The organism is Planktothrix pseudagardhii, from assembly GCF_904830925.1.
Lineage (GTDB): Bacteria > Cyanobacteriota > Cyanobacteriia > Cyanobacteriales > Microcoleaceae > Planktothrix > Planktothrix tepida.
The window spans coordinates 5312763-5326990 of record NZ_LR882967.1 but is presented as its reverse complement, the minus strand read 5'-3'; the positions used below and the strand labels follow the sequence as shown (position 1 = coordinate 5326990).

The window sequence follows — 14228 nt, the reverse complement described above, 5'->3', positions numbered from 1 at the left end:
CCCCTCCCCTAAGAACCGTACATGATGGTTATCCCAATCATACGGCTCAAGCCTTGCTTCAAGCCTTGGACTTGGATGAGGAATTACGCGATCGCATTTAACAACAGCTTAAACGCTATGGGAAGACTGGGGAAGTAGTGTATGCGATCGCTACATTTCCAGAGATTACAAAACCGATGACTGAACCGTTGCCCCCTGAGTATCCAGTTGCAGAACTTTAACCTGTGGGTGAACACCTGCTTGTTGCCAAGCTTGGGTCATCGCTTCTGCAACCCCATCGGCAGAGGTCTCGTCCGTTAACGCCAATAACGTTGGCCCAGCACCACTAATCACTAATTCACAAGCACCCCCATTCAACGCAGCAGCACGAACTTGATCAAAGCCTCGAATTAACGCTTGTCGATAGGGTTGGTGAATTTTATCCTGTAGTGCAACCCTTAACCATTCAGGGTTTCCGGTTTCTAAGCCCCGAATTAATAGCCCCAAATGGGCTGTATTAAAAATAGCATCTCCCCGACTATAGGTTTGGGGTAAAACGCTTCGGGCTTCTGCCGTTGAGAGTTCAAAATCGGGAATTGCCAGAACGGGTACAATCTTACAATGCCAAGGAATTTCGCAAATTTCCCACCCTGGACTGTTTTCCCCTCTGGAGACGGATAATTGACAATTTCCCAATAACGCCGGAACCACATTATCCGGGTGCCCTTCCATTTCAACGGCCAGTTGCAGGATATCCATTGGGCTCAAAGGATTTCCGGCTAACGCATTACCCCCCACCAGTCCCCCAACAATAGCCGTAGCCGAACTTCCTAAACCCCTTGCTAAAGGAACCCCTAAATCAATCTTAATTTGAACGGGAGGGGGGGTTTGACCCAGATGTTGATAAAGCTTCACAAAGCCTTGATAAGCCAAGTTACTTTCATCCGTTTGCACTCCTGCCGCTTCTGTGCCGTGAACCGTAATGCGAAGCGTCTGGTTTGTGGAGGTTTCTAGGGGGGAAAATTGCAGGGTATTGTATAAGGTTAGGGCGGCTCCAATACAATCGAATCCTGGCCCTAAGTTGGCGGTGGTTGCCGGAACGGTGACAGTAAACGTGCTAGGCATTTTATCGATCTAAAATAACAAATAGGCAACTTGTGATCTTAGCCGACAATGCCTCCTCATCGTTAGAGATCAACGATTTTCCGGGGGTTCATCAGGAGATTGCCCAATTCCTAGGCTTTTTTTTGATGAGCGTAATTTTTTCCAAAGATGTTTGATTTGTTGATAAGCTTCCTCTGAGGTTACTTTTCCGTTTGTTTCCAGTCCACAAATATAGTTGACTCGCTGGGCAAATTCCTGCAAGTTGGAATTAAAAACCAACTTCTCAGGCGTAAATTCTCCGTGGTAGCGACTGCGCGGAAACAGGAAATCATCACGTTCTGACATAGCTATCTCCCAAAGAATAGGACTGTGGGGTTGAGATGGACGGACAATGAGCCATTGACCACCACTGAGAGGATAAAACGGGTTAAGGACGAGTTGATATTTTATTGGGCAAAACCCTTATTATACTTAGCATAACTTAATATTGAATGAATTCTAAGATTTAATTTTAGATTTAATTTTAACGAAATTGCATAGAATCCTGAATCCCAGGACACTCAAAAATTAAAGCCTAGCAACTCATCAGCTAGGCTTGTTCTGTATGGGTATTTTTAACAATTAGTGGCACTCACAGCCGGGATGACCACAACAGGAACTGCCTTCGGGATGACCATTAGCACAGGCATCACAGCAATAATATTTTCCTTCCTTAAGCACCGCATCGGTCAGGGAGACAATGCACAGACAGGATGAACAAGCGCATTTCATTTGAGTCACAGTTGTCATCAGGCTCTCCTTGGGGGAAGTGAATTTATATAATATATATGAACATATATTCAGGTGTTTGTCAAGAGCAACGAAAACTGTAGATTTCCCCTAAAATGAAGATGGAATAGACCCACTCAGAATTTATGCGGAATGCAATCTGAATCTGATCAAAGTCAAGTAGCCGTTCAACACCGGGAACAAATTGAAACACCCAACTGTGATTTACACCCGATTATTGATATTGAGCAGATTAATCCTTTAAAACATCAAGGTTTACATCTGGAAAAAGCCCAACGGATGGCAGAATTTTTCAGTCTTTTGGGGGATGCCAATCGGTTACGGTTATTATCAATCTTGGCAAAACAGGAACTCTGCGTTTGCGATTTAGCCCAAATTTTAGAGATGAGTGAATCCGCCGTTTCTCATCAATTGCGCGTCTTGAGAACAATGCGACTTGTCAGTTATCAAAAACAAGGCCGTAAAGTTTATTATCGCCTACAAGATCACCATGTTCTCGAACTCTACCAAGCCGTTGCTGAACATCTCGATGAGGAGTAAGAGCCTTCCTGCTTCCCGGCTCAACAGAAAAACTGCCGATCTTCTGGATCAGCAGTTGATTGGATAAGCTCCTTTTATTTTTGTAGAATCCCAAGTCTATAGACTCAAAACTCATATTTTTGCTCCCGTGTCACCCAATCAGATCATCGGGAATGGGCAACGTCCCCATTCAACAGTCCACAGGTTATGATCAAGATATTCACATTTCTTAATCTTTCTTAACTTAATCCTGATGGCTTCAACAAGCATCGAGAAACTCCAGCAATTCTTTCAGAAGACCCTATTTTTTGACAATGAGCCCACCCCAGAACTGATCGCCATTTTACTGGTGTACTTTGTCCAAGGAATCTTAGGACTGGCTCGTTTAGCAGTGAGTTTTTTCCTCAAGGATGAATTGGCGATGAGTCCAGTGGAAGTCTCGGTTTTACTGGGAATTGTCCCCCTGCCTTGGGTTATAAAACCTTTATTTGGGTTCATTTCCGACGGTTTACCCATTTTTGGCTATCGTCGTCGGCCCTATTTAATTCTATCGGGACTATTAGGAGCCTCATCCTGGGTGGCCCTGGCTACAATTGTGCATACTCCCTGGGTGGCTGCGGGTGTAATTATATTAAGTTCCCTTTCTGTGGCAATTAGCGATGTGATTGTTGATTCTTTGGTTGTGGAACGAGCGCGTCATGAATCTATTAGTCATATCGGGTCTTTACAATCAGCCTGTTGGGGATCAATGGCAATAGGAGGATTAATTACAGCTTATTTAAGCGGTTTTCTGTTAGAAAAATTTAACCCCCAAACAATATTTCTCATGACCGCTACTTTTCCCTTAATTGTTTCCTTAGTCACCGGATTGATTACAGAAGAAGTGATACCGGAAAACTTAAACGGGAAAAGAATCAAATCTCAACTCAAAAATTTGCGTCAAGCCCTAACACAAAAATCAATTTGGTTGCCTACAGCCTTTATTTTTGTTTTGCAATCAACACCAACGGCTGATGCTGCTTTTTTCTTTTTTACGACGAATGAATTAGGATTTCAACCGGAATTTTTAGGGCGAGTTCGTTTAGTGACCAGTTTTGCTTCTTTGGTGGGAGTTTGGTTATTTCAACGCTTTCTTAAGTCGGTTTCCTTTCGGAACATCTTCTTCTGGTCAACCCTGATCTCAACGGTATTAGGGATGACCATGTTGTTATTAGTGACCCATACTAATCGTGCTTTAGGGATTGATGATCATTGGTTTAGTTTAGGAGATAGTTTGATTTTGGCTGTCATGGGACAAATTGCCTATATGCCTGTTTTAGTATTATCAGCCCGTTTATGTCCCCCTGGGGTAGAAGCCACGTTATTTGCCTTATTAATGTCTGTTTCCAATTTAGCCGTATTAATTTCTTATCAATTGGGGGCTTTACTGACCCATTGGTTTGGAATTACTGAAACCAACTTTAACCAATTATGGCTCTTGGTAATTGTAACCAATCTTAGCACCTTATTACCACTTCTTTTTATTCATTGGTTGCCCGATAATAATGCAGAAATGGAACCTTTAAGTCTTAACCTTGCCCCCTCTGAACGGGAACAATTAACTGTCAACCTTTAACCTGATTATCTCAAATGCAGAATCTGATTTCTACCTCTTTAAATTCCTCTGACTCCTTATCCTACGATCTCCAAGCTTGGCAAAAAGGTTATCTGTCTCAACCGAATGAATATGATTACTGGATTGATGATATTGAGGGAGAAATTCCTCCCGAATTAGAAGGAACCCTTTATCGCAATGGCCCCGGTTTATTAGAGATTAATGGACAAGCTTTTCGTCATCCTTTTGATGGGGATGGCATGATATCTGCGATTCGTTTTACCAACGGTCGCGCCCATTATTGTAATCGATTTGTGCGAACCCAAGGTTATGTAGAAGAACAAAAAGCAGGAAAAATTCTCTATCGGGGTGTTTTTGGAACCCAAAAACCGGGGGGATGGTTGGCAAATTTTATGGATTTACGAATTAAAAATATTGCCAATACTCAAGTCATTTATTGGGCGGGAAAACTCTTGGCGTTGTGGGAAGCGGCTCAACCGTATCGACTTGATCCGCATACCTTAGAAACTATAGGAATTGATGATTTAGATGGGATTTTAGAACCCGGAGATGGGTTTGCGGCTCATGTTAGGATTGATCCAAATTGTGAAGAAAATGGCGGTGAACCGTGTTTAGTCAATTTTTCGATTAAACCGAAATTATCCACCCTGATTACAATTTATGAAATTTCTAGTCAAGGAAAGTTACTGAAAAAACAGGTTCATTCTGTTCCAGGATTTGCCTTTATTCACGATTTTGCCATGACTCCAAATTATTGTATTTTCTTCCAAAATCCAGTAAAATTTAATCCCATTCCCTATTTATTGGGATTCTCAGGAGCAGGGGAATGTATTAAATTTGAACCCAAAGAACCGACTAAAATTATTGTGATTCCCCGTAATTCGGGCAAAATTAAATATTTTGAAACCTCATCGGGTTTTGTATTCCATCACGCCAATGCTTATGAAGATCAAGATAGAATTATTGTAGATTCTATCTGTTATGAATCCCTCCCCGAAGTTCGCCCCAATGACGATTATCGAGAAACGGATTTTTCTCGTTTAGATCCGGGACAACTCTGGCGTTTTTCTTTAGATTTAACTACTGAAAAAGTAGAGAGGGAGAGAATTGAATCTCGCTGTTGTGAATTTCCAGCTTTACATCCGAATTTAATGGGTAGACCTTACCGTTATTTATATTTAGGAGCCGCCCATTCTCCTCAAGGAAATGCACCATTACAAGCAATTCTCAAACTAGATTTAAACACCCAGCAGCGTCAATTGTGGAGCGCTGCACCGGAAGGATTTGTGAGTGAACCTGTATTTGTTCCGCGTAAAAATGCGATCGCAGAAGATGATGGATGGCTATTAACGGTGGTCTATGATTCCCATCACCATCGTTCAGATATTGTGATTTTGGATAGTCGAGACTTGACTCAAGGAGTGATTGCCCGATTACACTTAAAACATCATATTCCTTACGGTTTACACGGCACTTTTGTAACCCCTTAAGGGAGGAATAATTGTTAAATTTTATAACTTTTAGGTTCTACGTTCTCCTGACCCAGAAAGAGGCGTAGAATTTTTTTATAGGGACTAACCTTGACAAGAGACTGCGGTAAAAGGATGCTTGGCTCAAGCAGAAGATTGGGAAGCGTTGTTATACTTGTCAACAGAGGAATAAATCTGGTATACTTTTTCTCAAAAGTTAATTAATCATTAAATTCTATCACTGGATCTTGGATAAAAATTGATTAGTTAACTTTTTTAGGAAGAGTTTTTATAAAAAAAATTAATAATTTACTTGTTATTAAATTTATTTTTTCTTAAAAATAGAACTTATTTATAAACGTTAATTTTTTGTTTAACTTAGACGTTGTAATCTGCCTTTCAAAAATCGAGACTAAGACAACTTTTTAAACACATCTAAAACACAAGCGTAGCTCATCAATTCCTGAAGAGTGAGCAGATGTGTTAGGCTAAATAACAACTGAATGAGCAGACTCTTAAGCGAGGCAGTACGATGAAATTTAGCATCGTGATTACAACCTATAATCGAATAACTTTACTGAAACGGGCAATTGATTGTGCATTAAATCAAACTGTGCCGTGTGAAGTGGTTGTTGCTGATGATTGTTCAACGGATGGTACTGAAGAGTATGTTCGAGAATTATCGGCATCCTTAAAAACCAAAGAGGATTATCGACTGGTTTATCATCGCAACCTTACTAATCAAGGTCATTCAGCCACGATGAACGCAGGAGTTGCTGTAGCGTCTGGAGAGTGGATTAAACCCGTAGATGATGATGATTATTTAGCAACAGATTGTATTGAAGAAATGATTCAGGCAATTAGTGCCTATCAAATTCATAAAAGTCAAACGTCTACATCCCAAGTTGTGATTTGTTCGTGTCAAGCTGCCCAAGTTGATCCCAGCGAAAAAGAACTTAGTCGAACTCGAATTATTGGCCCTGGAAAAGTATTTTATATTCCCCAAGAAGACATTCATTATGGAATGCTTCTCGAGCAAATTCCCTTTGGAACGCCCATTCAAGTCGCCTATCGCAAAGACGCATTTATTCACTCCGGGGGATGGGATTCCAGTTTAGATGCTAACTGTGATGATATTGATTCTTGGATTAGAATTTCTCAATTTGGCGATGCCATTTTTATTAATAAATGTTTAGCTTATCGAACAATATGGCCCGGAGCTTATAATCAAAAGATTTCTTTAGAAAAACGACTGGATACAAATATATTAATCAAAGAAAAACTTTATCAACTGGTTCAGAGAGAACATAAAATCCATCTTCCTACTCTTCAAGATATCCGTAATTATCTCAAATTACATTGGAGTATTGTCGCCCTCAAAAAAGCTAAAATAGTGAATGCCTTTTCTTTGTCATCAGCCTCTATTTTATCTCCCAAAGCTTGGAAATTGTTACTGTCTTCCATTTTAAATCGAAAACAGCAATGGTTAAAAATCAAACAATTATTTATGCTCAACAAAGAACCCAAACCTTTAATAAAAAAAATAATTTTGATTGAATAATTTTATGAAATATATTTTGAAAATAGCTCAAACTTTACTGCTAACATACTATGCCTACATGGTTGAATATCGAGCCGAACTATTTTTATGGGCATTGTCTGGTTCCTTGCCTTTTATTTTAATGGGAATTTGGATTAAAGCCTCCCAAACCCAAAATATTGAACTGAGTGAACTTGAATTTGCTCGATATTTTTTAGCCGCCTTTATTGTTAGACAAGCTAATGTTGTTTGGGTCATTTGGGAATTTGAAAAAGAAGTCGTTCAAGGGAAACTATCCCCTCGATTATTACAGCCCATTGATCCCGTATGGCATCATTTTCTCAGCCATATTGCGGAACGATTTGCTCGTCTTCCCTTTATTGCAGGGCTAATTCTTTTATTTTTTGCCCTTTATCCTCAATCCTTTTGGATACCCAGTTTAGGACAAAGCTTATTATTTTTATTAATCTTAATCCTGGCTTTTATGCTGCGATTTATTATTCAATATACCTTGGCTTTATTTTCCTTTTGGACAGAACGAGCGAGTGCTATTGAACAAATTTGGTCTTTACCTTATTTATTTCTATCAGGAATCATTGCGCCTTTAGAAGTGTTTCCGCCCTTGATTCGGGAACTGACCTTATGGACTCCCTTTCCCTATCTGGTTTATTTTCCAGCTTCTATTATTGTAGGATTTCCCGTTGATATAGTTCGAGGTTTATTGATGATATTCTTGTGGGGAACCTTATTTTTTATCATCAATCGTTGGTTATGGAAACAAGGACTAAAACAATATTCAGGAATGGGGGCCTAAAAGTAGTGAGTCCTTCAGGACTCTGTTTCTAAGAAAAAGCCCTAAAGGGCTTACTACGATTTAATCGGTTTTATTAATATAATGAAATGCATCTTAAATCAATCATCAGGACTAGATCAACATGAGACTCCTTCATACGATGTTACGGGTCGGAAACTTAGACCGCTCTCTCAAGTTTTACTGCGATATTTTAGGAATGAAACTGCTGCGTCAAAAAGACTATCCAGGGGGTGAATTTACGTTAGCTTTTGTGGGTTATGGTGATGAATCCGAGCAGAGCGTGATTGAGTTAACCTATAATTGGGGGGTAGAACAGTATGAAATCGGCACAGGTTATGGTCATATCGCCCTGGGTGTCGATGATATTTACCGAACTTGTGAACAAATTAGATCCGCAGGGGGTAAAATTACTCGTGAACCTGGCCCCATGAAACACGGAACAACAGTTATCGCCTTTGTGGAAGATCCCGATGGTTATAAAATTGAACTGATTCAGTTAGGAACTCAGGGGTCTAATTCTGAAAAAGAAACTGCTGTTACTGCTTCGACAGCATCTTAATTAAACCCGCCTTAACCTTCCCCTTATTCAGGGGAGGGACAGAATTTTTAAAGTAAATTTTTGTTGAGGAGATTTCATCAGGATTGATCAATCATTAATCTACAACATGAATTAATCCTCGCCGAAGGCGTTCAAAGACTTGATCAATATAGGAATGTTCTTCTAAGCTTAAGTCGTTTTTGGAGAGTAATAACGACATCAGGACTCGTTGGTCACTTCGGGTGATTTTGCGCGAAGAAAAAATTTGATTCACCAATCCTTCGATACTAACTGTGGATTCACTCACCAACATGGGTATCACCTACACGCAGCTGATCTTGGTTCTTATTATTCCTTCAATTCCCCTCTTTGGCAGTGACGCAAAAACCCCTATAGGTGTGATCAAATTCACAGTTTAACTGTGATTCTTATCAATACTGCTAACTCCTAACTTCTAGTCAGCAGATAGCAAAAACCCTGAAAATATTTTATGATAGCGACAACGCCCTTTTTTGCCATCTGTCCTATGAAACAGAGAATGATAGCTGGTGTTGCTTTGTTAGTGGTACTGAGTCCTCTAACTCCAGCAAAAGCAGAAAATTTAGAAGAAACTCAAAAACTTCTCGCCACAAAACAATGTCAGAACTGTGATCTCAGTGGTGCGGGTTTGGTACTGGCTAATTTAGTCGGTGCTAATCTCAATGGAGCCAACCTGGTAGGTGCTAATCTCAGTCGCTCAAACCTAACAGGGGCAGATCTGCGAGGGGCTAACTTGACTGGAGCGAGTTTATTTGGGGCTAACTTAACGGGTGCCAATCTCACAGGGGCTATTCTTAATGGAACAGATTTAAGAAGTTCCTATCTCACTAATGCGATTTTAGATCCTAAAAGTCTCAACAATGCTCAGTTAGTGGGTGTGGTCGGGCTTCCTGCCAATAGTGGCAGTGCTGAGGACTTTTACCGTTTAGGGGTGACGGAAGCCAAGTCAGGTCATTATGTCAATGCCATTGATTTTTATAATCAAGCCTTAAGACTCGATCCCAATTTAGCGGCAGCCTATTTTGGTCGAAGTATGGCACGGGCAGATTTAGGAGATTTAGTCGGGGCAATTGGAGATGCAAAACAAGCTCAACAATTGTATAAAACCTTAAATTCTCCAGAGGGAGAACAAATTTCACTCCAGTTAGTAGAAACCTTGGAATACCGACAAAATCCTGACACGAATAAACCCAGGGGTGGATTTTTGGGGATGTTAGAAACAGCCGCACCGATGTTATTAAGATTATTGTTCTAACTCAACTGAGTTTCAATCAAACAATCTGCTATATCATGGTTTTCAGGCCGTTGAAGAGGGAGTAAATCGATGAGCGATCGCAAAAATAAATCCTTATGGAATTCTATCACTCAAAAAGCAGGGGGTTTGAAAGACAGTGTAAGTCAAACCGCAGCAAATACCAGTAAATCTTTAACGGAAAAAGCCACAGAAGCCGCCAAACAGTCCGTATCAAATCTAGGAGAAACGATTAGCCATAAAGCGACGGAAGCGGGAAAAACTATTAGAGAGACGGCAGCCCATTCTGTAGAATCGACGTGGAAAAAAGGTCAAGATTGGGTGGATCATTTGGGTTCAGAATCAGAAGAACCGTTAAACCCGAATCCTAATGCACCGGATTGGAGCTTAGATGAACTTTATCATATTTTTATTTCCTATCAAACGGCTTATCAAGGAGGCAATCAAACCGTTACCTTAAAAAGTGGAAAAACCTATACCGTTAGAATTCCTCCCAACCGCACAGAAGGCGCTAATTTACGAATGAAAGGATGTGGAGTCCAAGGTAATGATGCGTTTTTGGTGCTGCATACCTTTTATAATTCTGAAGTCAATTTAGATCGGCAGATCAATCGTTTAATGAATCAAGTTCCGTTGTATGAACAAACTAAAATTAGGTGTTTAGAAGCTTATAACCGTCTAAATAATGTGCAAGCTACTCAAGATTTTACCGCTTTAGATTTATTAGATTATTTAGTTCTGACCTCTAAACTTTATTCGGATATGGGTCAACGCTATATTATTGCTAGTCATCATTCCCGGTCTTTGGGTTTAGAACAGTGCTTAGAAAAGGCATTAGAAACATCGAATTTAGATTTAGATGAGAGAATGCGATTAAAAGGAACCTATCAGTATGTTCGTTCTGGGGAAGCGGTTCCTGATTTAGAGGCGTTAACAAAAATTGATGCGATTATTCTCAATTCATCCTTGAAAGCAGACTTAAAAAAATACTATTTACGCGCTAGTGTAACCTCCAGGGTTTTAGCCTTGGATATTCTGATTATTAATGCCATTTATAATCAATCCCAGTTATCAGAGTCTGATCAAAAAAGATACGCTAAAACCTATATTCAACTTCGAGAAGGGCAAAATGTTATCGATGTGTTAACCTTAGTTGCCTTAGATGAATGGATGATGAAGGCTGAAATTCCAGCGATTGGGAAAGTGATTTATCAATTAATTCGTAAACCGGATTCCCCCTTAAAGAATGAGTTTGATAGTGATGACTATTTAGAAGGCTTTAAAATCATTCAAGCCACCCTAAAATCTATCTTGGAAAATACTCAAGATTATCCCGCAACGGGGATTCAACAGATTGATATTGCTGAAGTTAAAATTGAACGATTAGCAGAAAAATCTTATAATTCTGTGTCGCGAGGAGGATTAGGATTATTATCAGGAAATGTAATGATTAAAGGTGCAGTTCCTTTAGTAGAAATGACGGCTAGGGTGGCGATTGCTCAAGTCGCACAAGGGTCAACCCCTGATAAAATTAAATTGGGAATTCCGGCGGTTTCTGAAACCGGAAATCAGTCTACAGCAATCGGAAATAATTGGATGGCGGTGGGTTCCTTTGGAGAAGATGAAAAACCCATTCATCATTTATTTGGCGCAGCATTTTATCGTACAATTATGGATGAGATAGATGGGGTGAGTGGTTTGGCTGAACCTGCGAATAATAAACCAATTCATCAAGGTTTAGGACTGTTAAAACTTTTAAAAGGACAACCAGATAAGCAACGAGTCATCAAAGATTTAGAAACTCAAATGTATCGTTAAACCGGATTAGGGTAGAATAGAAGGGTTAAAAGATGAAATCGGAATTATCTTATGTCTTCGGAAGCTAATACAACGACAGGCGCAGATGCAATTGATGTGGCGATCGCTAAAGGAATTGATTTTGATGGTACACCGATTCCTCCCCTGAAACTGGATCTCTACAATAAAGTAATGGGATTAGAAGCCGGACGTCAACGCAGTGGTGTTAGCAATACGATGCGGTCTCGAATTGTTCGCATTGGGGCTAAACATATTGCTCAAGATGAACTGAATCAACTCTTAATTGATGCGGGATTTCAAGGGTTAAAAGATAAAGAAATCCTATTTTATTACGGCGGTAAATAATAGGGAACCACAAAGACATGAAGAAGAGCATCTTTATAACGGAATATTAAAATTTTCGGGTTTACTAGGACACTTTGACCCTGATTTGATCAGTAAATGGGGGTGAAGCGTCCTATTCCCCAAAAGCGGGTAAAAATATGTCGTTTTTATTAAAACCCTTATGACATCACCTCCAAAATTTGATTGGATTACTTTTATTGCTCGATTTGGCTGTGGTTTTATTATTGGTGGATTTTTGTCTGCGTTGCGGTTTCCTCAATCTTTTCTGATGGCTTTTGTAATCGGTGGACTCCTCTGTGGCGTTTTAGCTTGGCTTTTAGGCGATCGCTTCTGGACATCCCGTTGGTGGTGGTAGTATTAGACACTAAACAAGAATTCACCCCTGAAAAATCAGCTATTTATTTTTCCCATAAAAGTGCGATCGCAAATCGAACTAATTCCCCCATTAACGAAACCCGTTCCGATGGATTTGCAGTTTGTTCCCAACGAAATAGATTTTCTTTAAACAAAGGTTCCTGTTGTGCACGTTGAACAATTCCTTGAATAATCACTTGATGTTGAATTTCTTCGAGTTCTACCCCATTTTTAGTTAAAAAATCTAATAATCTTTGCACGCTAACGACAAATTTTTCAGGTTCTTGCGATCGCAAAATCGATTGAATTTGACGAGAAATTTCTTGAGATAAAGCTTGATGGTTATGATGTTCGGCTACTGGGGGAGGAGGTAAGGCAGGTTCAGGAATCTCTTGCAAATCTAGGGAGGCATTAAAAATAGGAATTTCTAAATTTAAGAGTCCCAAAATATCAGATCGCTTCTGTAAAATATTCTTTTTCATCGATAGATAGGACGTTAAAATTTGTTCGGCTAACAATTTCGTATTCACTAAATGATTAGCTTTTACTTGCAAGAAAAACTGATCAGGTTGGGATTCAAAGCCTTGAATCATTAATTGTAGTTCATAACTTTCCTGTTCAACTTTAACTAACGTATAAACTAAGGCTTCCCAATTCGGATATTCCATAAATTCTACTGTAATTAAATGGCTATCTTCCGAAGGTTCATTGGCTAATTCTCCCGGTAAAAAATCTCGATCACTCGGATAACGATTTTTGGGTTTTTTACTGGTATAATCAAATTGAGTATAGACATAATCACACTCTACCTTAGTCAATTCAACGTCTAATTTTTCCCAATTATGAATACAACACCCGGTTAATTTAGCGCCTTCTAAATTGGTTCTAATTAAATGGCTTTCAATTAATAAAGCATCGCGTAAATCGGCTTCACTTAAAATAGTATCGCTTAAATAAGACCCGCTTAAATCTGCCTTGCGTAGGTTGGCTCCTCTTAAATTAGCCTCGCTTAAATTTGCCCATAAAAGATAAACTTCTTCTAAATTTGTCCGTAATAAATACGCTTTCTTAAAACTAGCTTTTAATAAATAAGCACCGGTTAAATTTCCTCGGCTTAAATCCGCACTATCGAGAATGGCTTCTGTTAAATCAGCCCCGGTTAAAATCACTCGGTGCATATCGGCTCCGGTTAAATTCGCCGAGCGTAACGTAGACCCATTTAAGTCAGCTTCGGTTAAATTGGCTTGAGTGAGAATAGCATCTTTTAAATTTGCACCAATTAATCTTGATTCTCGCAAATTCGTTCCCGTTAAATTCGCAGCAATTAAACTCGCACGAGTTAAATTCGCCTCCATTAATTCTGCACCCATTAATAAAGCATGATTTAACTTGGCTTGCTCTAAATTAATTTGATCTAATTTTGCACCCGTTAAATCCGTATTACTTAAATCCGCTTCTGTCAAAATCGCCCAATTCAAATCCGCTTGTTTCAACGTTGCAAATCGCAAATCTGCTTTAGTGAGATTAGCACCACTCAAATTACTTTGATTGAAATTACTGCGCGTTAATACCGCATTGCGTAAATCAGCCCGACGAAAACACGCCCCCACTAACTGAGCTTGGTTTAACACCGCCCAACTGAGGTTTACGCCTGTTAGGTTCGCGCCCGTGAGGTCAATCTCTTGCAAATTGACACCACTTAAATTTGCCCCACTTAAGTTAATATAGGTAAAATTGCGCTCTCCCGCTTGATACCGATCTAAAAGTTCTTGTCTGTTCATGGCAGAGCTTGAGAAGACGCTAAAAAGGGTTCGTTGGTCTATGCTGAATCATACACCTTGGTTTGTTCTCTACAAGGGGGGGTGTTCCCTCACGACCCCGAACCCACATTTTTTTCTAAACCCCTAGACAGACCCAAAATGATCTGTTAGTATATTTAATTGTCGCTCCTGGAGAGGTGGCTGAGCGGTCGAAAGCGGCAGATTGCTAATCTGTTGTACGGCAGGTAACTCCGTACCGAGGGTTCGAATCCCTCCCTCTCCGTTAATCAACC

Annotated in this window: 15 protein-coding genes and 1 tRNA gene; 11 read left to right on the top strand and 5 right to left on the bottom strand. The window is 39.8% G+C overall.

Annotated features, from left to right (window positions below):
• Window positions 1-165: 165 nt before the first annotated feature.
• The 3 genes from thrB to NMK36_RS22995 form a co-directional block, all read right to left on the bottom strand.
• The gene (gene thrB / locus NMK36_RS23005) at window positions 166-1104 is read right to left on the bottom strand and encodes a homoserine kinase (protein ID WP_072718316.1); all 939 of its coding nucleotides are present in this window, start codon (window positions 1102-1104) and stop codon (window positions 166-168) included.
• 69 nt (window positions 1105-1173) lie between these two features.
• The gene (locus NMK36_RS23000) at window positions 1174-1428 is read right to left on the bottom strand and encodes a DUF7219 family protein (protein WP_072718317.1); all 255 of its coding nucleotides are present in this window, start codon (window positions 1426-1428) and stop codon (window positions 1174-1176) included.
• Window positions 1429-1704: 276 nt separating this feature from the next.
• On the bottom strand, window positions 1705-1872 hold the full coding sequence (locus tag NMK36_RS22995; protein WP_254174702.1) for a metallothionein: 168 nt from the start codon (window positions 1870-1872) through the stop codon (window positions 1705-1707).
• A 132-nt stretch (window positions 1873-2004) separates the two neighbouring features.
• Here NMK36_RS22995 and NMK36_RS22990 point away from each other — a divergent pair, with 132 nt between their 5' ends.
• From NMK36_RS22990 to gloA, 6 genes are all read left to right on the top strand, one after another.
• Window positions 2005-2412, top strand: coding sequence for an ArsR/SmtB family transcription factor (locus NMK36_RS22990; protein ID WP_254174701.1), 408 nt, complete (start codon window positions 2005-2007; stop codon window positions 2410-2412).
• Between the two features lie 226 nt (window positions 2413-2638).
• Complete coding sequence (locus tag NMK36_RS22985) at window positions 2639-4006, top strand: folate/biopterin family MFS transporter (protein ID WP_254175224.1); 1368 nt, start codon at window positions 2639-2641, stop codon at window positions 4004-4006.
• A gap of 14 nt (window positions 4007-4020) precedes the next feature.
• The gene (locus tag NMK36_RS22980) at window positions 4021-5496 is read left to right on the top strand and encodes a carotenoid oxygenase family protein (protein ID WP_254174700.1); all 1476 of its coding nucleotides are present in this window, start codon (window positions 4021-4023) and stop codon (window positions 5494-5496) included.
• A 511-nt stretch (window positions 5497-6007) separates the two neighbouring features.
• Complete coding sequence (locus NMK36_RS22975; protein WP_072718320.1) at window positions 6008-7036, top strand: glycosyltransferase family 2 protein; 1029 nt, start codon at window positions 6008-6010, stop codon at window positions 7034-7036.
• 4 nt (window positions 7037-7040) lie between these two features.
• Entirely contained in the window at window positions 7041-7829 is a 789-nt protein-coding gene (locus NMK36_RS22970) for an ABC transporter permease (protein ID WP_072718321.1), read from the top strand.
• Between the two features lie 121 nt (window positions 7830-7950).
• Window positions 7951-8388, top strand: coding sequence for a lactoylglutathione lyase (gene gloA / locus NMK36_RS22965; RefSeq protein WP_072718322.1), 438 nt, complete (start codon window positions 7951-7953; stop codon window positions 8386-8388).
• Between the two features lie 94 nt (window positions 8389-8482).
• Here the strand turns inward: gloA and NMK36_RS22960 are convergent, their stop codons facing one another.
• The gene (locus NMK36_RS22960; RefSeq protein ID WP_072718323.1) at window positions 8483-8680 is read right to left on the bottom strand and encodes a hypothetical protein; all 198 of its coding nucleotides are present in this window, start codon (window positions 8678-8680) and stop codon (window positions 8483-8485) included.
• Between the two features lie 213 nt (window positions 8681-8893).
• Between NMK36_RS22960 and NMK36_RS22955 the strand changes: the two genes are divergently transcribed.
• From NMK36_RS22955 to NMK36_RS22940, 4 genes are all read left to right on the top strand, one after another.
• Window positions 8894-9661, top strand: a complete 768-nt coding sequence (locus tag NMK36_RS22955; protein ID WP_072718721.1) for a pentapeptide repeat-containing protein — start codon at window positions 8894-8896, stop codon at window positions 9659-9661.
• 69 nt (window positions 9662-9730) lie between these two features.
• Window positions 9731-11476 (top strand): hypothetical protein, encoded by a 1746-nt coding sequence (locus NMK36_RS22950; protein WP_072718324.1) that lies wholly within the window; start codon window positions 9731-9733, stop codon window positions 11474-11476.
• A gap of 51 nt (window positions 11477-11527) precedes the next feature.
• On the top strand, window positions 11528-11821 hold the full coding sequence (locus NMK36_RS22945; protein WP_072718325.1) for a small RNA NsiR4-regulated ssr1528 family protein: 294 nt from the start codon (window positions 11528-11530) through the stop codon (window positions 11819-11821).
• Between the two features lie 160 nt (window positions 11822-11981).
• Window positions 11982-12176 (top strand): hypothetical protein, encoded by a 195-nt coding sequence (locus tag NMK36_RS22940; protein WP_072718326.1) that lies wholly within the window; start codon window positions 11982-11984, stop codon window positions 12174-12176.
• Window positions 12177-12219: 43 nt separating this feature from the next.
• Here the strand turns inward: NMK36_RS22940 and NMK36_RS22935 are convergent, their stop codons facing one another.
• Complete coding sequence (locus NMK36_RS22935; RefSeq protein ID WP_072718327.1) at window positions 12220-13956, bottom strand: pentapeptide repeat-containing protein; 1737 nt, start codon at window positions 13954-13956, stop codon at window positions 12220-12222.
• Between the two features lie 170 nt (window positions 13957-14126).
• Here NMK36_RS22935 and NMK36_RS22930 point away from each other — a divergent pair.
• Window positions 14127-14218, top strand: a tRNA-Ser gene (locus NMK36_RS22930).
• Window positions 14219-14228: the final 10 nt, after the last annotated feature.

Excerpts from the sequence above, each read along its gene's own strand:
- NMK36_RS22990 (WP_254174701.1), top strand. The coding sequence starts at position 2,005 with ATGCAATCTGAATCTGATCAAAGTCAAGTAGCCGTTCAACACCGGGAA.
- thrB (WP_072718316.1), bottom strand. The coding sequence starts at position 1,104 with ATGCCTAGCACGTTTACTGTCACCGTTCCGGCAACCACCGCCAACTTA.
- NMK36_RS22980 (WP_254174700.1), top strand. The coding sequence starts at position 4,021 with ATGCAGAATCTGATTTCTACCTCTTTAAATTCCTCTGACTCCTTATCC.
- NMK36_RS22945 (WP_072718325.1), top strand. The coding sequence starts at position 11,528 with ATGTCTTCGGAAGCTAATACAACGACAGGCGCAGATGCAATTGATGTG.
- NMK36_RS22995 (WP_254174702.1), bottom strand. The coding sequence starts at position 1,872 with ATGACAACTGTGACTCAAATGAAATGCGCTTGTTCATCCTGTCTGTGC.
- NMK36_RS22970 (WP_072718321.1), top strand. The coding sequence starts at position 7,041 with ATGAAATATATTTTGAAAATAGCTCAAACTTTACTGCTAACATACTAT.
- NMK36_RS22975 (WP_072718320.1), top strand. The coding sequence starts at position 6,008 with ATGAAATTTAGCATCGTGATTACAACCTATAATCGAATAACTTTACTG.
- NMK36_RS22940 (WP_072718326.1), top strand. The coding sequence starts at position 11,982 with ATGACATCACCTCCAAAATTTGATTGGATTACTTTTATTGCTCGATTT.
- NMK36_RS22955 (WP_072718721.1), top strand. The coding sequence starts at position 8,894 with ATGAAACAGAGAATGATAGCTGGTGTTGCTTTGTTAGTGGTACTGAGT.
- gloA (WP_072718322.1), top strand. The coding sequence starts at position 7,951 with ATGAGACTCCTTCATACGATGTTACGGGTCGGAAACTTAGACCGCTCT.
- NMK36_RS22935 (WP_072718327.1), bottom strand. The coding sequence starts at position 13,956 with ATGAACAGACAAGAACTTTTAGATCGGTATCAAGCGGGAGAGCGCAAT.
- NMK36_RS23000 (WP_072718317.1), bottom strand. The coding sequence starts at position 1,428 with ATGTCAGAACGTGATGATTTCCTGTTTCCGCGCAGTCGCTACCACGGA.
- NMK36_RS22950 (WP_072718324.1), top strand. The coding sequence starts at position 9,731 with ATGAGCGATCGCAAAAATAAATCCTTATGGAATTCTATCACTCAAAAA.
- NMK36_RS22960 (WP_072718323.1), bottom strand. The coding sequence starts at position 8,680 with ATGTTGGTGAGTGAATCCACAGTTAGTATCGAAGGATTGGTGAATCAA.